Origin of the sequence: Lederbergia ruris, assembly GCF_018332955.1 — a bacterium.
Classification (GTDB): domain Bacteria; phylum Bacillota; class Bacilli; order Bacillales; family Bacillaceae_C; genus Lederbergia; species Lederbergia ruris.
In genome coordinates this window covers 1-20,749 of the sequence record NZ_BORB01000046.1, presented here as the reverse complement: position 1 = coordinate 20,749, position 20,749 = coordinate 1, and the positions used below count along the sequence as shown (strand labels likewise).

Genomic DNA, 20,749 nt, shown 5'->3' with positions numbered 1-20,749 from the left:
TTAAGATTTACCCCACTCTTTTTTTAAAAAGTTTTAGCTATTCTTTTAAACAAGGAAGAATTAGGAGGAAGCTAAAAATGAAGAAGTGGGGATTTTTAATTTTATTTATAGTGGGCTTGTGTTTTGTTTTCATAATTAATGGCTCTTTTTTTGAACCAAAAGTAGAAGTACGAGAAGATATTCAACAGGAAAATGATAAAGGAGAGGATTTTGATAATATCCAAACAATAAAGATTACAGAAGAACAAATCTATCAAGGTAATCTGCTTTTGGTCAATAGTGAATATCCTGTTCGCCAAGAAGGTATTAAAACAGATGTCGTGAACCTTTTTACACACAATGAATTGGTGAAGGGATATGGATTGTTATATAACAATATTTATTTGTCAGAGGATATAGCACATGAATTTTCGGAAATGATTGCTGCCGCAGAAAAAGAGGGAGTTGATAATTTTTGGATTACTAGTGGCTATCGAACCTTAGATGAGCAAAGGAAACTTTATGAAGAATTGGGCCCTGATGCTGCTTTGCCTGCCGGATATAGCGAACATAATATGGGGTTAGCGCTTGATGTAGGAACTACTCAAACGACGATGGATAAAGCACCTGAAGGAGAATGGATAGAAAAAAATGCTTGGAAATACGGATTCATTTTACGTTATCCAGAGGATAAAACGGACATTACGGGAATTCAATACGAACCTTGGCATATTCGCTATGTTGGTTTACCTCATAGCGTGATTATGAAGGAAAAGAATTTTGTTTTAGAAGAGTATTTGGATTATCTCAAAGAGAAAAAGAAAGTTACTGCTGAATTTGATGGTAAAAAATATACCGTTTCTTATCATTCGTTTTCCGAAAACATGACTATTCATATACCGAAAAATCAAGAGTATAAGATTTCGGGTGACAATATGGATGGAATAATTGTGACTATGTACGACTAAAGGACAGAAAAGGACAAACAAAATGACGGATCTATTATTTCTACCAGACCTTAAAGCAATTGAACCATCGCAGGAAAATGAAACCGATATGATGTTTAAAGTGGAAGCAATAGATCCACCCGAACGTTGTCCAGAATGTGGATTTGACAAACTTTACAAACATGACTCACGAAAGCAACTAATCATGGATTTGCCCACGACAATACCAATTTGAGACTCCTAAATGGCTTGGGATTGATGAAATATATATCATCCGTAAACCTCGTCTTGTATTGACCAACGTAGAGCGTAGAACCATTTTCGATATTAAGCCTAATCGTAACAAGGAAACAGTCATTCAACGCCTTACAGAGATAGGAGACAGACATTACATTGAATACGTCACAATGGATATGTGGAAACCTTATAAAGATGCAGTATATACCGTTCTTCCACAAGCTAAAGTGGTTGTATATAAATTTCACGTTGTCCGTATGGCTAATCAAGCCTTGGATAGCGTTAGGTAGGCTCTGAAAGCCGAAATGAACATGAAGCTGAAATCATGTTTGAGGATGAAACAGAAGATGTAAAAATTAAAGGGGTTAAATTCTATACGATGAATGATGGAAGGAACACAATTAAACAAATCGGTGAAATAGCATTAGGACGAGCGTTTAAAGGTTTAAGTGTTCAAGAATTATAATTAAACGTAGTCAAACACGTAGTCAAAAACATCAAATGCCCCCGCAAATATTGATTTGTTCGTGTTTTGAGACGATTGGGTTCAGGCCCGCTATACTTGAACTCGATATGAGTGATCAAACAATGCGGGAAATTCAGACAGCGGTCTTTATTGAAAATCCACTTAAATGGAGTGCAGAGCATCCGAATTTATACACCCTCGTTTTGTTCCTAGAAGATGAAAAGGGGAATATATTAGAGACTGTCAGTTGTAAAGTTGGTTTTCATAAATTTGAGTTGAAAGACGGATTAATGAAAATCAATGGAGAACGTATCGTGTTTAAAGGTGTGAATCGCCATGAGTTTCATGCAGATAAGGGCCGTGCGATCGACTATGAAGATATGGTTCATGACATTAAACTAATGAAGCAATATAATATTAACGCTGTTCGGACTTCTCACTACCCCAATCACCCATATTTGTATGAATTATGTGATCAATATGGATTATATGTGATTGATGAAAATAACTTAGAAACACATGGGACGTGGAGATATGGGCAGAAGGAGCTTGAGGATACCGTTCCTGGCAGTAAGCCCGAATGGACAGAGAATGTATTAGACCGTTGTAACTCAATGTTCCAACGTGATAAAAACCATCCATCGATTATGATTTGGTCTTTAGGAAACGAGTCCTTTGGAGGCGATAATTTCCTAAAAATGTATCAATTTTTTAAAGACAATGACCCAACACGTTTAGTCCATTATGAAGGCGTATTCCATTATCGTCCTTCGGAAGCGGCGTCTGATATTGAGAGCACGATGTATATTCCACCAGCTGATGTGGAGAAATATGCCCTTGAGGCAGAAGCTTCCGATCAACCGGCTAAACCATACATCATCTGTGAGTATAGCCATGCGATGGGAAATTCTAATGGGAATTTATTTAAATATACCGAGCTATTTGATCAATATCCGATTCTTCAAGGGGCCTTCATTTGGGATTGGCGCGATCAAGCATTGCGAACTAAAACAGAGGACGGCGTTGAATTTTTAGCTTATGGCGGCGATTTTGGTGAATCGCCACATGACGGGAATTTTTCTGGAAACGGTCTAATTTTCGCAGACGGTACGATCACACCAAAGCTAATCGAAGTGAAAAAATGTTATCAAAATGTTGAGTTTAAGGCTGTGGATCTTGACCAAGGCATCATTCAAATTTGGAATAAGCATCTTTTTACCAATTTACAAGATTATGCATTACAGTATGAAATTTTAGCAGATGGAATACAAGTTAGGGCTGGGGAAGTCGACATCAATGTGGCCCCACTGGAAACAAAAAATATTGCACTTGGTTTCAAATTAGACGAAATGAAGGAAAAAGGGGAACTAATTCTAACGATACGTCTTTTAACAAAAGAGTCTACCAATTGGGCAGAGGCCGGGCATGAGGTTGCCTTTGAACAATTTATCCTTCGTGAAGGTGTATTTGAAAATCAAAATCCTCAACTGGGGTCATTCAATATTGAAGAGGGAACAGCGGATTTGGTCATTTCTGGTGGGAACTTTAAAGTTCTATTTCATAAAGAAACGGGAGATCTAGCATCCTATCAATTTGCTGGTGAAGAGTTACTGAAATCGCCATTACGTCCTAATTATTGGAGAGCAATGACAGACAATGATCGAGGGAGCCAGCTTGATCAGCGTAGTGCAACATGGCGCGAAGTCGGGATGAACCGCAAACTGCAAAGCTTTATATTTGAAACGACCGAGAATCAAATCGTTGTTTCCGTAAAATATCAATTACCGACAGCAACTAAATCACTCGTTGATGTAAAATATACCATCAACTCTTTTGGAGAAATTGTAGTGGACTCCACCATAATTCCAGGAGCAAATCTACCAGAAATTCCCGAAGTGGGCATGCTATTTACAATGGATGCGAAATTTGACAACATTGAGTGGTATGGCAAAGGACCGCACGAAAATTATTGGGATAAGAACAAAAGTGCCAAAATTGGCCTTTATCAAGGTAAAGTAGAGGACCAATATGTGCCTTATCTTAAACCACAAGAATGCGGGAATAAGACAGAGGTCAGATGGGCGACTGTGACGGATAAACGAGGAGTAGGTTTGAAAATCACGGGCTTGCCTACGGTGGAAGTAAATGTGCTTCCCTACTTACCAATAGAACTAGAAGAAGCAAGCCACCAGTATAAACTGCCGGAAAGTGATAAAACCGTTGTTCGGGTTAATTTGAAACAAATGGGTGTAGGCGGCGATGATAGCTGGGGACAAAAAACGCATCCAGAATTTACATTATACGCCGATCAAACCTATCATTATCAATTCAACCTAAAGCCGATTCAAACATAATGCAGGGAAGGGATATCCAATAAGTCGATTTTTCAACTATTGGATATCCCTTTTTTGTTTACACGAAACTTAGGATGATTTCAATACTATGAGGTAATGCCAGTAGTTTCTGCGCATTACAGCTTGTAGCACATTGTTAATTTTGCAAGCTTCTCTTTTATGCGTTGTGTTGTTTTGCTTTTTGCTTCTTATGCTGTGTATGGTTTGTCCCCCATTCGTGCATTGCCTCCAATATGGGTTCCAAGCTTCTTCCATATTCCGTCACAGAGTACTCAACCTTAGGAGGAACTTGGGGATAGACGACACGTTCCACAATATCTTCCTCCTCCAACTCACGCAATTGCTTTGTGAGCATTTTCTGAGTGATTCCAGGCATACTACGTTTAAGCTCGCTAAAGCGTTTGGTGCCTTCTTGCAATAAATGTAATAAAATTATCGGTTTCCACTTTCCGACTAAAATACTAAGTGCATCTTCTACACGGCATTCTTCCGGAATTTTTTCCATATGTTTTCCTCCTAAGTATCCTTTTGTATACTATGTCACTAAAAAGTGCGTACTTATATTATTTGTTCCTATCATCTACAATTACATTGTAAAGACATTATAAAAGCTTATCAAGATGTTTTATGATTGAGGTGAAATATAAATGGAAAATTATCGTCTTACTCCAAATAAAGGTTTAGAGTTTGGGATTTATACATTAGGGGATCACTTGTCAAACCCTTTAACAGGGGAGAGAGTCTCAGCTAAGGAACGGGTCCATGAAATTATTGAATATGCAAAATTAGCCGAGCAAGCGGGGATCGACTTTTTTAGTGTAGGTGAAAGTCATCAAGAATATTTTGCAACTCAAGCACACACTGTTGTCCTGGCAAGCATTGCCCAAGCGACGGATAAAATAAAAATTGGTAGTTCCTCTACGATTATCAGTACTTCAGATCCAGTCCGTGTCTATGAAGACTTTGCAACAATTGACTTAATCTCAAATGGACGTGCTGAGATCATTGCTGGCAGAGCTTCTAGGGTCGGATTATTTGATTTACTCGGATACAATCTCCGCGATTATGAAGAATTATTTGAGGAAAAGTTTGAGTTATTAAGAAAAATAAATGAAGAAGAAATCGTCAATTGGAGCGGAGAATTTCGAGCTCCATTAAAAAATGCTAAGATACTTCCGCGTCCGCAAAATGGTAGATTGCCGATTTGGCGAGCGGTGGGAGGATCCCCTGCAAGTGCAATTAAAGCTGGTTATGCAGGTGTGCCAATGTTTATGGCTCATTTAGGAGGACCAGCAGTTATTTTCAAACGAACGGTTGATGCTTATCGTGAAGCAGCTAAACAAAATGGCTTTGATCCATCTGAATTACCTGTTGCAACGGCTGGCTTCTTCTATGCTGCTGAAACGTCCCAACAGGCTCTAAAAGAATATTATCCTCATATTAACGAGGGGATGAAGCTCACAAATGGACAGGGCTTTTCAAAACAACTATTTGCGCAAGGGGTCGATCCGCATAATATTATGAACATCGGAAGTCCTCAACAAATTATTGAAAAAATCCTTTATCAGCATGAAGTGTTTGGCCATCAAAGATATATCGCGCAAATGGATTTCGGGGGAGTACCCTTTGATAAAGTACAGAAAAATATAGAAATCATTGGAACAGAAATTCTTCCAGCTATTAGGAAATATACAGCAAAAAAATAAAGAGGTGTAAAACGTGAAAATTGTTGGACTATCCGGATCAAAAGTGGGGTCAAAAACAAGAACTGCAATGGATTACACAATGACAATGCTCCGAGAAAGATACCCGAATTCGGATACGGTTGTGATAGATTTAGCAGAGTATGAAGTAGAGTTTAGTGATGGACGAAATTATTTAGAATATGAGGGAGATACCAAGTATGTCGCTCAAACGATTATGGAAGCAGATGCTATTATTATTGGAACCCCCATCTTTCAGGCGTCGATTCCCGCGACATTAAAAAACATTTTTGACTTACTGCCGATAAGTGCTTTTAGAGACAAAGTGGTAAGTATCTTGGTTACGGCAGGTTCAGCTAAGCACTATTTAATACCTGAGCAACAGTTAAAACCAATATTGTCTTACATGAAAGCACAAATTGTTCAAACCTATGTTTTTATTGAGGAAAAGGATTTCTACCGTAAAGAAATTATTAATGATGATGTTATTTTACGGATTGAACGCTTAGTAGAAGATACTCTCGTTTTAACAGAAACCTATATGAAAATTCGAGAAGCGAAAGAAGCGGAATACGGATTTTGAACTAATTTTATACTCTTCACAAGACAGGACATTTTGTTTAAAAAGTGTCCTGTTTGCTTTGCTCCCTATTGGAGAGTTTGATAGGAAATGCGTTAAACTTGATTTCCCCCCGGTGTTATGTAGAATAGAGTAGAAAATGATTCTTGCAAATCAGACTTGATCATTGGCTAGGAGCAATTCAGCAACAAAGTCGAAGATGAATCGATTTCCTCGGAAGCATTGCATATGGTGGAAGGGGGCACAGAAAATAATGCTGTTATACAAATCGATTTGAACAATTCTCATCAACTTACCCATGATTTAGGCTCAGATAGCAAGATATCATCATTTTATAATACTCAATTCGTCTTGGTTGATCTACCAGATGTAAATGAAATACTTTCCTCTATTCGTCGTTCAGGAGAACCTCTTTCTCAACTCATAATGGAACGACACACACACTTGATCAAACCCTAAGAATAAAAATTATATTTATCTAGGCAACAGGTAGTCGCTTTTTTCGTTAGGAATAAGGTTTATTAGTGCTTTATTTTGTTACTGGTTTCACAAAACAAGAAAGGAGTGAGGACAGCGAACGTATAAAATTCTCATTATAACAACTGAATAAAGGGAGGGAAACAGTCGAAAAAATCAAACAATTCAATAACCTAAGTCAAAAACAATTCTATTTGTTACCCTTTTCACAAAGGCTGTATGAGATTTTTGATTGCATTTATGGAAAGTGGCGAGCTACTTATTTTCTTTCTGAACTAATTCACTATTAAACGTTTCAAATATTAAGAAAAAGGACATGTTTGTATATATGTACTGATTAAGGAGGATTTATACATGCAATTACTGCCGCGTGAAATAGACAAGCTATTAATTGTAGTGGCTGCTGATCTTGCGAAGAGAAGAAAACAAAGAGGACTAAAGTTGAATCATCCTGAAGCTATGGCTTTAATCACATATGAAGTCATGGAAGGGGCAAGAGATGGAAAGTCAGTTGCAGAATTAATGGAATATGGTGCAACCATTCTAACAAGAGATGATGTTATGGAAGGAATTCCTGAAATGATTGAAGATATTCAAGTGGAAGTTACTTTCCCAGATGGAACAAAGCTTGTTACTGTACATGACCCAATACGCTAATGTGAGAGGAGTGAAATAATCGATGATTCCAGGAGAATATATTTTAAAAGAAGAAGAAATCATCTGTAATGCTGGGCGAGAAAGCTCAAAGGTTACGGTTATTAATACGGGAGATCGCCCCGTACAAATCGGTTCACATTTTCATTTTTATGAGGTAAATGAGGCGATGAAATTTAACCGTAAAGAGGCATACGGGAAGCGACTGAACATTCCAGCAGGTGCTGCAGTACGATTCGAACCAGGTGATGAAAAAGAAGTAGAATTAATTGATTATGCTGGAGAGAGAAAAGTATTTGGCTTAATAATAAAGTGGACGGTCCATTAGAAAGTGGGGAAGCGTAATGAGTTTTAAAATGTCTAGAGAACAATATGCGCAGATGTATGGCCCAACGACTGGTGATTCCATTCGCTTGGCGGATACTAATTTATTTATTCAAATCGAGAAAGACTTTACTACCTACGGAGAAGAAGTTGTATTTGGTGGAGGGAAGGTCATTCGGGATGGCATGGGACAACATCCGTTAGCCACACGTGGAGATGGAGTACCTGATACGATTATTACAAATGTCATTGTTTTGGATTATACCGGTATTTATAAAGCCGATATTGGGATCCGTGATGGGAAGATTTCTGGAATTGGGAAAAGTGGAAACCCGTTAATTATGGATAATGTCGATATTGTCATTGGTGCATCTACTGAGGTAATCGCTGGAGAAGGAAAAATTGTGACAGCAGGTGGGATTGATACCCATGTCCATTTTATTAACCCTGCTCAAGTAGAGGTTGCTTTAACGGCCGGTACAACTACGTTAATCGGTGGGGGAACAGGCCCGGGAGCTGGATCTAGGGCTACAACTGTTTCTCCTGGAGAATGGAATATTCATCGAATGCTTAAAGCGATTGAAGGTCTCCCTATTAATGTAGGTCTAACCGGAAAAGGACATGCTGCGACAGAAGAGCCGTTAGCCGAACAAGTACGTGCTGGGGCAATTGGATTGAAGGTACATGAAGACTGGGGGGCCACGACTTCCTCATTAGATTATTCCCTTCGCGTGGCTGATAAATATGATGTTCAGGTTGCTCTTCATGCAGATACATTGAATGAAGGAGGATTTATGGAAAACACGATGAAAGCTGTGAAAGATCGTGTAATCCATATGTATCATACGGAAGGAGCTGGCGGAGGGCATGCTCCTGACTTAATCAAATCAGCCGGGATGATGAATGTATTGCCATCCTCTACCAATCCAACTATGCCTTATACAGTCAATACGATTGATGAACATCTAGATATGTTAATGGTTTGTCACCACTTAAATCCGTCTGTTCCTGAAGATATTGCTTTTGCTGATTCAAGAATTCGGAGAGAAACGATCGCGGCAGAGGATATATTGCAAGATATGGGTGTCTTTAGTATGACAAGTTCAGATGCCCAAGCAATGGGACGCGTGGGAGAAGTAGCCCTTAGAACTTGGCAAACAGCAGATAAAATGAAAAAGCAATTAGGTATTATGAAAGGGGATAAGGAGTACGCAGATAATAATCGGGCTAAACGATATATTGCTAAATATACGATTAATCCAGCGATAACTCATGGGATTTCTGAGTATGTTGGCTCAATTGAGGTTGGAAAAATTGCTGATCTCGTTCTATGGGATCCTAAATTTTTCGGAGCAAAGCCAGAAATGATCTTAAAAAATGGTCTAGCTGTCCAAAGCTTAATGGGAGATGCAAATGCCTCCATCCCTACACCACAGCCGATGATTTATCGTCCCATGTATGCTTCTGTAGGAAAAGCCCTTCCTAGTAGCTCGATTACTTTTATTTCACAAGCGGCTTATGACGATAAAGTTCATGAAAAACTAGGTTTAGAGAAGATCATCCTACCTGTACGAGGAATTCGGACCTTAACGAAAAAAGATATGAAATTAAATACGGAGACACCTGAAATTGAGGTCGATCCGCAAACATATGAAGTAAAAATAAACGGAGAGCTTATTACATGTGATCCTGTTGATGAAGTACCAATGGGTCAACGTTATTTCTTATTTTGAGGTGAAAAAATGATCATTGAAAAAGTGATAACAAATCTTGATGCTTTAGGACAGGATGAAATTAAACGACGTCATATGGAAAAGGTGTATTTAGAAAGCGCCCATTTAGTGAAAAGAATTCAGCGGGTCAAAACAGACCATGGTCGAGAATTGGGAATTCGTTTAACTGAACCACGTGATTTGGAAGCTGGGGATGTGTTGTATATGGATGATCAAAATATGATTGTCATCGATGTTCTTTCTGATGATTTATTAATTATTCGTCCCCGCTCCATTAATGAAATGGGAAATATTGCTCATCAATTAGGTAATCGTCATCTCCCCGCACAGTTTGAAGGCGATGAAATGCTTGTCCAATACGATTATCTTGTAGAAGAATTATTAGAAGAATTAAGGATACCTTTTACGCGTGAAGAAAGAAAAGTAAAACAGGCATTTCGCCATATTGGGCATAGTCATGAATAACGCCTTAACATTGTTTCAATTATGTGATTCAAATTTCCCTACAGGGGCTTTCAGCCATTCATTTGGCCTTGAGAGTTATATTCAAAAAGGGACTGTTCATAATGCAGATACCTTTTCTGAATGGCTTCAAGTCTATTTACATGAACAGCTTGTTTATTCCGATGGACTCGCTGCTGCCCTTGTATATGATGCTTTGGAGCAAGATGATTTAGAAACGGTATGGAAATTTGATCGTTTACTAACTGTGCAAAACCTTGCTAGGGAAACGCGGGAAGGCACCCAACGTATTGGGGAAAGATTATTAAAAATCACTGAAACTTTGTATGAAGCACCAATTTTGGCGATCTATCTAGATCGAATTAAAAAGAAACAATCATATGGCCATCCTGCCCTTGTATTTATCATGGTAGGCCATTTCTTACGCGTAGATAAGGACACTATTCTTTTATATTATTTGTATTCTACTATCGCCAGTCTTGTTCAAAATGCAGTCCGAGCCATCCCGCTCGGACAAACAACCGGACAAAAAATTATTTACAACTTTCAAACAGAGTTAACCGAAGCAGTAAGGGTGATCCACAATCTAAGAGAAGAAGATTTTGGGGTTGTCTCCCCTGGATTAGAATTATCGCAAATGCAACATGAAAGAGTGAATATTAGAATCTTTATGTCATAGGGAATGTTCAAAAGTCTGATAAAGGGACACTGTGGGTATAAATCTTCGCCTAAGTACGAACATAACTTGTCGCTACGATGCGTAAGTCGTTCCCAAGCTTTCGACGTATTGGGCGTACCTTGAGCCGACTTGAGGCTTTTTATCCTTCATTTTGAACATGCAAAGAAAATTTTAAATAGAAAAAGGATGTGTAATAGATGAACACAATTAAAATTGGGATAGGTGGACCTGTTGGTGCAGGAAAAACAATGTTAGTTGAAAAATTAACTCGCCATTTACATGATGAAATTAGTATGGCAGTCATTACAAACGATATTTATACAAAGGAAGATGCTAAGTTTTTAGTTAAAAATGGCATTTTACCAGAAGATCGAATTATTGGAGTGGAAACAGGCGGTTGCCCGCATACGGCGATTCGAGAAGATGCTTCAATGAACTTTGCTGCAATTGAGGAATTAGAAGAGAAACATCCTGATGTTGAACTTATTTTTGTTGAAAGTGGTGGAGATAATTTAGCGGCTACCTTCAGTCCTGAGTTGGTGGATTTCTCTATCTATATTATTGATGTGGCCCAGGGGGAGAAAATTCCCCGCAAAGGTGGACAGGGAATGATCAAGTCGGATCTGTTCATTATAAATAAGACAGATTTAGCCCCTTATGTAGGAGCGAGTCTTGAAGTAATGGAATCTGATACAAAAGTATTTCGTGGGGATAAACCATTTGTATTCACAAACTTAAAAGACAATCAGGGTCTTGATCAAGTGATAGACTGGATAAAAAAAGATGTTCTATTAAAGGACTTAGAACAAAATGGCTGATTGGACGGGAATCCTTCAGCTTGATGTGGAAAATCGTCAAGGAAAATCCGTTACAAAAAACTTGTATTTTCAAGGGGCGTTTAAAATTATGCGTCCCGTCTATCATCAACAATCTAAGCACCCATGTTACTATATTTTAAATCCAGGTGGCGGTTATTTAAATGGGGATACTTATCGAATGGAGGTATCGGTTCAAGAGGAAGCGAAAGCCACTCTTACGACTCAATCTGCTACCAAAATATATAAAACACCGAGTAAACATGCTTATCAAGAAACAGAAATTCATCTTAAACAAGGTAGTTATCTAGAGTATTTGCCTGACCCGTTAATCGCTTATAAAGATGCTTGCTATGTACAGAAAAATATTGTGCGTATGGAAAAAGGAGCCGAATTTTTATATACGGATATATTAACGCCAGGCTGGTCACCAGAAGGAAAACACTTTAGCTACGAATCACTTCGTCTGATCAATGAAATATATCTAAATGATGAGATTGTCGTTTTTGATCACCTTCACCTATCTCCGAGAAATAAGGCGATGAATGGGCTGGGACATATGGAAGGCTACACACATTTAGGTTCCTTAATTGCCATAAGTGAGAAAGTGAATGATGCTTTCATAGAAACTTTATATAATACGCTCGAACAAATGGAGGGGAATTTTAAAATTGGCATTTCGCGACTTGCTACAGAAGGATTGTCCATTCGGATAATGGCCAACTCTACCCAATTAATTGAACGTATTTTTACAGCATGTCATCATACAATCAGTATGGAATGGTTTCAAACCAAACCAAGTTTCCTAAGAAAATACTAAATTGAAATATAGAAGATAGCAGAAAGAGGAAGGGTGGCAAATAATCCTGAGCTGAAGAAGGGAGGAAATTCCCTTCGTAGGTTCAGGTTTATTTAATGCAGCACTAGAGACAGCAACAAGATAATTATTTATAGTTTTCATTGATTGACTCATTACGTGCTAATTTGAAGAAACTAGCGTACTACTACTTTAATAAAAATATATATCTTTATAGGGAGGGGACTAGATGAGAAAGATTGTAGTAATAAAGTTTTTATCATTGTGCTTTTTTCTTATTCTATTAACGGCTTGTGGTCACTCGGCTGAACCAAGTTCGGCTCAAGAAAAATCAACTGGTCAGGATGTAAAGGATGAATTAACTTTAGCCATTGGTGGAGAACCTGATGAAGGGTTCGATCCAACAACAGGTTGGGGCCGTTATGGTTCCCCACTTTTTCAGAGCACATTGCTCACTTTTGATCAAGATTTTGAAATTCGGAATGATTTAGCTGTGAGATATGAAGTTAGCGAAGATGGATTAGAATGGAAGGTAAATATTCGTAATGATGTGAAGTTCTCTGATGGAGAACCATTAACAGCCAAAGATGTTGTCTTTACATTTAACACTGCGAAATCAAGTGCCTCGATTATTGACCTGACAAATCTAGAAAAAGTTGAAGCTTTAGATGATCAATCGATTAGATTTACGCTAAAACACCCTCAATCTACTTTTATCTATTTATTAGCTTCCATGGGAATTGTACCTGAACATGCTTACACAGATTCATATAATGAAAATCCAATTGGCTCAGGACCATTTGAATTAGTTCAATGGAATAAAGGGGAGCAACTAATTGTCCAAGCAAATCCATACTATTATGGCAAACAGCCATTCTTTAAAAAACTTAACTTTGTCTTTTTATCAGAAGATGCTGCATTTGCTGCTGCTAAAGCAGGTGAAGTAGATGTCGCAGCTGTTACATCAGTATTTGCCAAAGAAGATATTACGGGAATGCATTTGGTGGAATTAGAGAGCGCTGATAATCGCGGGATCATGCTTCCGTATGTACATGAAAGGAAATTAGAGGATGGTACATTAATTGGAAATAATGTGACTGCCGACCAGGCAATTAGAAAAGCGCTAAATATTGCCGTGGATCGGCAAGAATTAGTCGATGGCATTTTAGAAGGATATGGAACGCCTGCTTATTCTGTTGCCGATCAATTACCATGGTGGAACCCTGATACAGTGTTTGAAGATGGTAGGATGGATGCTGCGAAAGAGATGTTAGAAAAAGCTGGTTGGAAGATAGGGAAAGAAGGTATTAGGGAAAAAAATGGTTTGAAGGCGGAACTTACCTTACTTTACCCTGCCGGAGATCAAATGCGGCAATCTTTGTCATTAGCATTTGCTGATATGGTGCGTCCATTGGGAATTTCAATTAAAACAGAAGATAAGAGTTGGAATGACTTAGAAAGACTTATGCATGCCAATCCCGTGATGATGGGATGGGGAAGTCATGATCCATTAGAAATGTATTATATATATAGCGGTGATACAAGGGGCGAAGGTTTTTATAATGCCAATTATTACAAGAATCCAGTTGTGGATGAATATTTAAATAAGGCGATAAAAGCGAATGACCAAGATGAGGCAAAGGCATTCTGGCAAAAAGCTCAATGGGATGGAAAAACAGGATTCTCTGTTGAAGGAGATGCCCCTTGGGTGTGGTTAGTCAATCTTAAACATTTATATTTTGTTCGCAATGGATTAGAAATTGGAGAGCAAAAAATACAGCCACATGGTCATGGATGGCCAGTGACCGACTTTATTGAAGAATGGTATTGGAAAGATGAAGAGGATGTTTAAAAAGGGTTATGGAACATTACTTTTTTACATGCACATAAAGAAAATAGGAGGAATGACTTATTAAACAAGTAGTTATGTTTAGCCTTCGTCATATTATTAAATTAATAACCTTGTTAATAGCAACTTGTTCATTATCATTTCTCCTTGTTAGTTATTCACCTATTGATCCAGTACAGACATATGTTGGGGCCGATATGATCCGTGTCAGCCCTGAGCAAAGAGAAAATATTGCAGCGTATTGGGGATTAAATAATTCGCGAACCGAGCAATTTCTTAGTTGGACGAAAGCTGTTTTACATGGCAATCTCGGTACCTCCTTAATATATCGTGCCCCGGTCTTAAGCGTTATTGCCGAACGCTTCGTTGCTTCTTTGGCCTTAATGGGAGTCGCTTGGATTTTGTCAGGCATTATTGGTTTTATTTTGGGCATTATAGCGGGGATGCGAGAGGGGACGATTTGGGATCGATTGATTAAAGGATATTGTTTCCTACTGGCTTCTACTCCTGCTTTTTGGTTAGGATTATTACTTTTAATTGTATTCTCAGTATGGTTAGGTTGGTTTCCAGTTGGGCTTGCATCTCCTGCTGGGGTTTTAGCGGAAAATGTATCTTTGGTTGAACGGTTACGACATTTATTTTTACCGGCTTTAACCTTGAGTATTTTAGGGGTAGCAAATGTAGCTTTGCATACAAGGCAAAAATTAGTCGAAGTTTTGCATAGTGAGTTCATCCGTTTTGCCAAAGCAAAAGGTGAACGAGGTTTCCATTTACTTTATAGACATGGCTTGCGCAATATTTCACTTCCAGCGGTCTCCTTGCATTTTGCCTCCTTTGGCGAACTTTTTGGTGGAGCTATTTTAGCGGAACAAGTTTTTTCATTTCCGGGGCTCGGCCAGGCAATTGTCCAAGCTGGCTTAGGGGGAGATGTTCCACTGCTTTTAGGAATTGTCATGTTTAGTACACTTTTTGTTTTCACTGGCAATTTACTGGCAGATTTATTGTACCGATTCATTGATCCCCGGTTAAGAAGGAGGGGAGGATGGTGAATGCGCGTATTTTCATCTCGAAAACAAAAAATATAAGAAGAAGGATCGTTCTTACAATCTGTATCGCAACTATCTTCCTGGTAGGCATAGTGATAAGTAGCTTTTTCATTGAATCTAGCAAACTAGGGGTAAATCTAACTTTAAAGAATAAGCCACCTTCGTGGGGGGATCTTTTTGGAACTGATTGGTTAGGAAGAGATATGTTTGCTAGGACGTTAAAGGGACTGTCTTTAAGTTTTGGTGTAGGACTGTTGGCTGCATTTGTCAGTACTCTGATTGCCTTAATATTTAGTTTGCTTGCTTCAATTGATCGAAGAGTGGATGCGGTAGTGTCATGGTTCATTGATCTATTTCTAAGTGTACCGCATATTGTCACTTTGATCTTGATTTCCTTTGCAATGGGAGGCGGATTTAAAGGCGTGGTTCTTGGATTAGCACTCACCCATTGGCCTAGTTTAACAAGAGTGTTAAGAGCAGAGGTCATGCAAATTAAAGCTACAGATTATGTAGCTGTTTCTTTAAAATTGGGCCAATCGCGATTATGGATCGCTATCCATCATATACTGCCACATATACTGCCACAGCTTTTTGTCGGCTTTGTTTTATTATTCCCTCACGCAATTTTACACGAAGCTGCAATTACGTTTTTGGGTTTTGGATTATCTTCTGAAACACCAGCTATTGGTATTATCTTATCAGAATCTATGGGGTACCTTTCGACAGGTATGTGGTGGTTAGCCTTTTTTCCAGGGATCTCTTTATTAATAATGGTTGGACTTTTTGATGTGATCGGTAGAAATATTCGGAAATGGAATAATCCTTTCCATAGCAATGGTTTTTAAGGAGAGGTGAGAAAGTGACTTTAGAAAAACAATCAAAGATCGGAACAGAGCCGTCTCTATTTGCAGTGAAGCAGTTTTCACTTGTCTTTCGTCAATATGAAAAAGGCTGGCAGGAATCAAAGATTCAAGCGATCAGTGGGTTTAATTTAACGATTCAAAAAGGAGAAATCGTGGCGATTGTTGGAGCGAGTGGATCTGGAAAAAGCTTATTAGCTAATGCAATTTTAGGAATATTACCTAAAAATGCAGAAACAGATGGGGAGATTTTATTTGAGGGAGAAGCCTTGACACCTAAAAGGCAAGAAGAACTAAGGGGGAAGGAAATAGCCCTTATACCACAATCAACGAATGCTCTTGATCCATTAATGAAAGCGGGCAAACAGGTGCAAACGATGATAAAAGGGAAAAATAAGAAAAAGATTCAAGAGGGAATTTTCCACAAGGTTGGATTAGCAAGTGAAGCAGGGGAGCGATATCCGTTTGAGTTATCGGGAGGTATGGCAAGAAGAGTGTTAGTCACTACAGCTATAGCAAGTCAGGCAAAACTGATTATTGCAGATGAACCAACTCCCGGATTGGATGAACACTCTCGTAACGAAACCATTCAATATATCAAACAGTTAGCTAATGAGGGAAAAGGAGTTATGTTTATTACCCATGATATTATGGCTGCCTTAGCAATAGCTGATAGAATAGCTGTTTTTTATGCAGGGCAAACGGTTGAAATAGCTAATACCGAAGATTTTTATGGGAAAGGTGAACAATTGCGACATCCTTATACAAAGGCATTATGGAATTCCCTTCCACAGAACGAGTTTAAGCCATTGCCAGGCTCCCAACCAGCACCTATCACTGTTTTAAATGGTTGTGCTTTTGCGCCAAGATGTCTAAAAGCGACCTCAATATGTAAACAAAAGCAACCATTAAATCGTTCTTTGAATCAAGGGATGGTGAGATGCTTCCATGCTTAAAGCGAATGGACTAGGTTATCATTATCCATACAAAAACTGGTTGTTTCATAAGCTTGATCTTTCTATTCATCCTGGTGAGGTGGTCGGCTTATATGGAGAGAGTGGAGCGGGGAAATCGACATTAGCAAGAATAATGGCAGGTTTTTTGAAACCAAATCGGGGTAATATAATGGTAGAGAATGAGCAATATCCCATTAAAGGAGTACACCCCGTTCAATTAATCTTGCAACACCCAGAAAAAGCTGTAAATCCAAGATGGAGAATGGGGAAAATCCTTTCAGAAGGTGGTATTCCAGAAGATTCCCTTCTAAAAGCTTTTGGTATTCAAGAAGAGTGGTTATCTCGTTTTCCAAGTGAAATATCTGGCGGAGAATTACAACGTTTTTGTTTGGCTCGTGCATTTAAGCCTACAACAAAGTATTTAATTGCCGATGAAATCACAACGATGCTGGATGCTGTAACCCAAGCACAAATTTGGCAAACAGTTTTAGAAATCACACGGCAACGTGGTATCGGAATACTTGCGATTAGTCATGATCTATACTTATTAAAAAGGGTTTGTGATCGGATTATTCAATTTAATGATAAACAAGAACTTTTATAGGGTGTAGAAGGGATTCCCTTTGCCTCTTGGACTAAAAAAGCTTGAATGCTTGTTTCCGTTCACCATCTTCTGTATACTTTCTACGAAAGAGAATAGGAAACTTTATTTTTGGAAAAATAACCTAAAGTCTATATAGAATTATGAGAACCCTATTGAGAGGTGTATGGAAGAATGGATGATTTCAAAGTTGAGACCGTTTATGAAGAACGGACATATGAACGCTATCGTTTCAGTTTTTCTATAGATGGAAAGGAATATAAAGGGAATTTCCATGAAGGAGAAATTCAATGGCTTCATCCTCATCCGAAGCAGGACCTGAAGGAAGATCAGTTACAATGGATTGAGTCAGAAGTGCGAAGCCTATTAACAGAGAACGATGTGATGGATGCGGATGAAGATTTAGATAATCTTGAAGTTGAACCGATGTTTCCAGACCAAGTTCATCAGGTCCATCAATTTAAGTTAGATATTGAAGGGGAACAATTTAAAGGGATGATACGTAATGGAAAGTTGGAATGGTTTCACCCTAAACCAAGGCGAAAATTGGCGAATGACAAAGTGGAAAAGGTAGAAAAACAAATCCATGAAAAAGTAAAAAAGCATATAGACGAAGAAGACGAAATATAGAAAAACAAACATCATGAGCATTAAAATGGGCCGCATTCTTGCGGCTCTTTTTATATGCTCAAGAATTGAAACCTTTTCTAGCTATAAATCGTAAGCTCTTTTACAGGGGGGGGAGACGAGATGAGGAAAATTATTGGTATTATCATAATTATTTTTAGTTTTCTTATTGCGATTGGCTGTTTAGCAGACATTAAGAATTCACCGATTGCTTCAATCGTTGGTTTAATTGTCATTTGTTTACCACTTTATTTTATTGGTCATCTGGTCCGTACATCTAAAGAGGAATTGAAACGCAATGGGGTGCGTTGGCTCACGATCTTTGTCTTTTGCTTAATTATTCTCCCACTTATTTTCTATACGTATGAACACTATGAGATTCTAAAATGGCAAGCAATTGATGATGGAAAGTATATATTTTATGAACCAAGTTCCAATGAAATAGGTAGTTTATCGTTATTATTTTTGATGGCATTGCTTCTTTTAGTACCGATTCGCCTTTTTAGCCCTGAGCTAAAGAGAAAGCGATTAATGAGTCTAATAATTGTTGTGACGCTTCTTCTTTATGGTGGATTTCGCTATTATACATGGCTTGATTATCGGGGGGTACACGAAGAGTTAGGATTAATTTCCCAAAATTGGGCGGGAAAGCAAACTGTTCAGTCTTTTGATCAAATCAAAGAAATATACATAAAGCCGAATGTATATCATGGCAGTCTTGGTGATCCAACAGATGAAACTGTGTTTACGTGGAAGATGGTTTTTATGAATAAAAATGGGGAGAACACCACTTATTCGTTTCGGAGTCTATCTAAAGATACTTTGGAGAGGGCAAACCGACTGAAAGCCATTGCTAATGAAGAGCATACACCCTTCATTGTCCAAAAAATGAGCAATAAGGAACGCGAATGGTTTGACCTTGAATTGGAATTAAAAGAATTGGAGAAAGAACCATTTTATGATTTCTTTTTGAATGGAAGAGCTGAATAAATTTTTGATGACTTGTAAGGGGGAGAGAGCATGATCATTGAGTTAACTAGAAATAGTGTAGCGATGGGAGATGATGTATATGCACCACATGATCAAAAGATCATAATCCCCTCCTATAAACAGCTAGACCATTTATGGAACAAAATGAAAGAAATCCGGTATTTACCATCCATTTATGGGGGAGAAGCAACTAGGATCTTATATCGAACGGACAATGATTTACCGCTAGCTGTAGTGGCTCAACAATGGGAAAAAGCAAAGTTTTTTGTTCAATCGCAACAAACGTTAGCTCAATGTTTTGAGGAAGTAAATCGAATCACTTTACATTTTGTCTATAGAGCCCAAGAAAATCCAGATACTGTCTATCGAAATTTATTAGAGCATTTTTGGTAATGGAAGTGATCTTTCTTTTGGATAATGCCAATGGAATAATCTCCTTGTCCGCGGGTGTTAATAAGCCTAATGACAAGGCGATATGAATAAAGCTTTTGATCGTTTTTAGGCTTGTACTGATGTGAATCCCACGTGAAAGATTCATTTATTTTTGCGCTTTTTGTTGTTGGAAACTGAGTGGACAACCCCTATTTTCCTTATAATTTTGCACAAGTTTTTGAATAGAGGAATTTGCTTTTATGAATGCCAGTTTGGCCATAAGTCGACAAATCGCTTTGCTGGGGAACTTTACTTTGATGTTACCCATTTTCCTAGCTTCTTCATAACTTGTAAAAGTTTAATATACTCTTCCAGCTGACCAGATTTGGTCAGCTGGAAGAGTGTAGACAAAAGGGTTGGAAAGCAAAATGATTTCCAACCCTTTTGCTATTAATACAGAATAATTCTATGAAAAAGAGCCATAAATGCTCTCCCTATGTTTTCTATTACGCCATGGTTGCCGTGATCCATGTCCAGCTGTTCGCGTTCATTACATTTGATTTTTCGTCACCATATCCATCACCTCATTCAGTTAATAGGAAACACCGTTGATTGGAGCGGAGAGCGGCGACTCCAGCGGGAACAGCGCGAGCTGAAGACCCTGGACTGAGCGCAGCGAGGGAAGCGGCTGAAGCCGTGCCCGCGGAAGGCGTCCGCTCGCAGCGGAAATCAACCTTTCTAGCTTTTTCTCTATTTTAAAAGAAAAAAGACTGTAGGCAAACACCAAATTCATGGTGTTTGTCTACAGTCTGAGCTGACTAGATTTGGTCAACTTTTCTGTTATCATTTTCCCGAAGAACCATACAGACAAAATAAACTCAACTTCTAGGGCATACCGACTATAGTTGTTTCTTCAAGTTGTAAAGAAAGGATAATGTCAGAAACCGATTTTTTTAAATCTTTCCCGATGCGCATACCAATTTGATAATATCGTTTGTAGGTATATGTCCCTATTTCTTTAACTATCACTATATGGCGAAATAAATGAGGATGAATGTCCATAGCAAAAAATAAACCAAATGCAACGACATAACGTTGGATCTACGTCAATATTTAGGACACATAAAAGTTAATTTTTTTCATTGTGCTTCGAAACTTATTTAAATGTGTATTTGAAGGCTTGACATGGAGCCTCTGTGTGCGTGGTGATTTGCGAAAGAC

General features: G+C 38.4%; 20 protein-coding genes and 2 pseudogenes. 21 read left to right on the top strand and 1 reads right to left on the bottom strand.

What is annotated here, in order from left to right:
• Positions 1-77: 77 nt before the first annotated feature.
• From vanY to lacZ, 4 genes and pseudogenes are all read left to right on the top strand, one after another.
• Positions 78-947, top strand: coding sequence for a VanY-A/VanY-F/VanY-M family D-Ala-D-Ala carboxypeptidase (gene vanY / locus KI363_RS18750; RefSeq protein ID WP_212967285.1), 870 nt, complete (start codon positions 78-80; stop codon positions 945-947).
• A 22-nt stretch (positions 948-969) separates the two neighbouring features.
• Positions 970-1,450, top strand: a pseudogene (locus KI363_RS18745) (transposase); the annotation flags it as partial.
• Positions 1,451-1,488: 38 nt separating this feature from the next.
• Entirely contained in the window at positions 1,489-1,629 is a 141-nt protein-coding gene (locus KI363_RS18740) for a hypothetical protein (RefSeq protein ID WP_212967284.1), read from the top strand.
• 122 nt (positions 1,630-1,751) lie between these two features.
• Entirely contained in the window at positions 1,752-3,983 is a 2,232-nt protein-coding gene (gene lacZ, locus KI363_RS18735; protein WP_246516954.1) for a beta-galactosidase, LacZ type, read from the top strand.
• A gap of 157 nt (positions 3,984-4,140) precedes the next feature.
• Here lacZ and KI363_RS18730 read toward each other — a convergent pair whose 3' ends face one another.
• Positions 4,141-4,488 carry a winged helix-turn-helix transcriptional regulator gene (locus KI363_RS18730; protein WP_212967282.1) on the bottom strand — a complete coding sequence of 116 codons (348 nt, stop codon included), beginning with the start codon at positions 4,486-4,488 and terminating at the stop codon, positions 4,141-4,143.
• 142 nt (positions 4,489-4,630) lie between these two features.
• Between KI363_RS18730 and KI363_RS18725 the strand changes: the two genes are divergently transcribed.
• From KI363_RS18725 to KI363_RS18645, 17 genes and pseudogenes are all read left to right on the top strand, one after another.
• The gene (locus KI363_RS18725; protein ID WP_212967281.1) at positions 4,631-5,689 is read left to right on the top strand and encodes an LLM class flavin-dependent oxidoreductase; all 1,059 of its coding nucleotides are present in this window, start codon (positions 4,631-4,633) and stop codon (positions 5,687-5,689) included.
• A gap of 13 nt (positions 5,690-5,702) precedes the next feature.
• Positions 5,703-6,269, top strand: coding sequence for an NADPH-dependent FMN reductase (locus tag KI363_RS18720; RefSeq protein WP_057987036.1), 567 nt, complete (start codon positions 5,703-5,705; stop codon positions 6,267-6,269).
• An 828-nt stretch (positions 6,270-7,097) separates the two neighbouring features.
• Positions 7,098-7,400, top strand: coding sequence for an urease subunit gamma (locus KI363_RS18715; RefSeq protein ID WP_057987040.1), 303 nt, complete (start codon positions 7,098-7,100; stop codon positions 7,398-7,400).
• Between the two features lie 22 nt (positions 7,401-7,422).
• A pseudogene (locus KI363_RS18710) lies at positions 7,423-7,742 on the top strand (urease subunit beta).
• On the top strand, positions 7,742-9,454 hold the full coding sequence (gene ureC, locus KI363_RS18705; protein WP_057987045.1) for an urease subunit alpha: 1,713 nt from the start codon (positions 7,742-7,744) through the stop codon (positions 9,452-9,454). The pseudogene KI363_RS18710 and the gene ureC overlap by 1 nt, the downstream one beginning before the upstream one ends.
• Before the next feature lie 9 nt (positions 9,455-9,463).
• The gene (ureE, locus tag KI363_RS18700) at positions 9,464-9,919 is read left to right on the top strand and encodes an urease accessory protein UreE (protein WP_057987048.1); all 456 of its coding nucleotides are present in this window, start codon (positions 9,464-9,466) and stop codon (positions 9,917-9,919) included.
• A complete protein-coding gene (locus tag KI363_RS18695) occupies positions 9,912-10,595 on the top strand; it encodes an urease accessory protein UreF (protein ID WP_057987050.1) in 684 nt (227 codons plus the stop codon). The genes ureE and KI363_RS18695 overlap by 8 nt, the downstream gene beginning before the upstream one ends.
• Positions 10,596-10,792: 197 nt before the next feature.
• Positions 10,793-11,413: an urease accessory protein UreG gene (gene ureG / locus KI363_RS18690; RefSeq protein ID WP_057987051.1), complete on the top strand. Its 621-nt coding sequence runs from the start codon at positions 10,793-10,795 to the stop codon at positions 11,411-11,413.
• Entirely contained in the window at positions 11,406-12,230 is an 825-nt protein-coding gene (locus tag KI363_RS18685; protein ID WP_057993862.1) for an urease accessory protein UreD, read from the top strand. The genes ureG and KI363_RS18685 overlap by 8 nt, the downstream gene beginning before the upstream one ends.
• A 226-nt stretch (positions 12,231-12,456) precedes the next feature.
• Positions 12,457-14,079, top strand: a complete 1,623-nt coding sequence (locus KI363_RS18680; protein ID WP_209974613.1) for an ABC transporter substrate-binding protein — start codon at positions 12,457-12,459, stop codon at positions 14,077-14,079.
• 74 nt (positions 14,080-14,153) lie between these two features.
• The gene (locus KI363_RS18675; protein ID WP_064467848.1) at positions 14,154-15,125 is read left to right on the top strand and encodes an ABC transporter permease; all 972 of its coding nucleotides are present in this window, start codon (positions 14,154-14,156) and stop codon (positions 15,123-15,125) included.
• The gene (locus KI363_RS18670; RefSeq protein ID WP_246516953.1) at positions 15,122-15,967 is read left to right on the top strand and encodes an ABC transporter permease; all 846 of its coding nucleotides are present in this window, start codon (positions 15,122-15,124) and stop codon (positions 15,965-15,967) included. The genes KI363_RS18675 and KI363_RS18670 overlap by 4 nt, the downstream gene beginning before the upstream one ends.
• A gap of 14 nt (positions 15,968-15,981) precedes the next feature.
• Positions 15,982-16,938: an ABC transporter ATP-binding protein gene (locus KI363_RS18665; RefSeq protein ID WP_246516952.1), complete on the top strand. Its 957-nt coding sequence runs from the start codon at positions 15,982-15,984 to the stop codon at positions 16,936-16,938.
• On the top strand, positions 16,931-17,542 hold the full coding sequence (locus KI363_RS18660) for an ABC transporter ATP-binding protein (RefSeq protein ID WP_212967280.1): 612 nt from the start codon (positions 16,931-16,933) through the stop codon (positions 17,540-17,542). Before KI363_RS18665 ends, KI363_RS18660 begins: the two co-directional genes overlap by 8 nt.
• 171 nt (positions 17,543-17,713) lie before the next feature.
• Entirely contained in the window at positions 17,714-18,169 is a 456-nt protein-coding gene (locus tag KI363_RS18655) for a hypothetical protein (RefSeq protein ID WP_057987064.1), read from the top strand.
• A 120-nt stretch (positions 18,170-18,289) separates the two neighbouring features.
• Positions 18,290-19,156 (top strand): hypothetical protein, encoded by an 867-nt coding sequence (locus KI363_RS18650; protein WP_057987066.1) that lies wholly within the window; start codon positions 18,290-18,292, stop codon positions 19,154-19,156.
• A 30-nt stretch (positions 19,157-19,186) separates the two neighbouring features.
• Positions 19,187-19,549: a hypothetical protein gene (locus KI363_RS18645; protein WP_057987068.1), complete on the top strand. Its 363-nt coding sequence runs from the start codon at positions 19,187-19,189 to the stop codon at positions 19,547-19,549.
• Positions 19,550-20,749 lie beyond the last annotated feature (1,200 nt).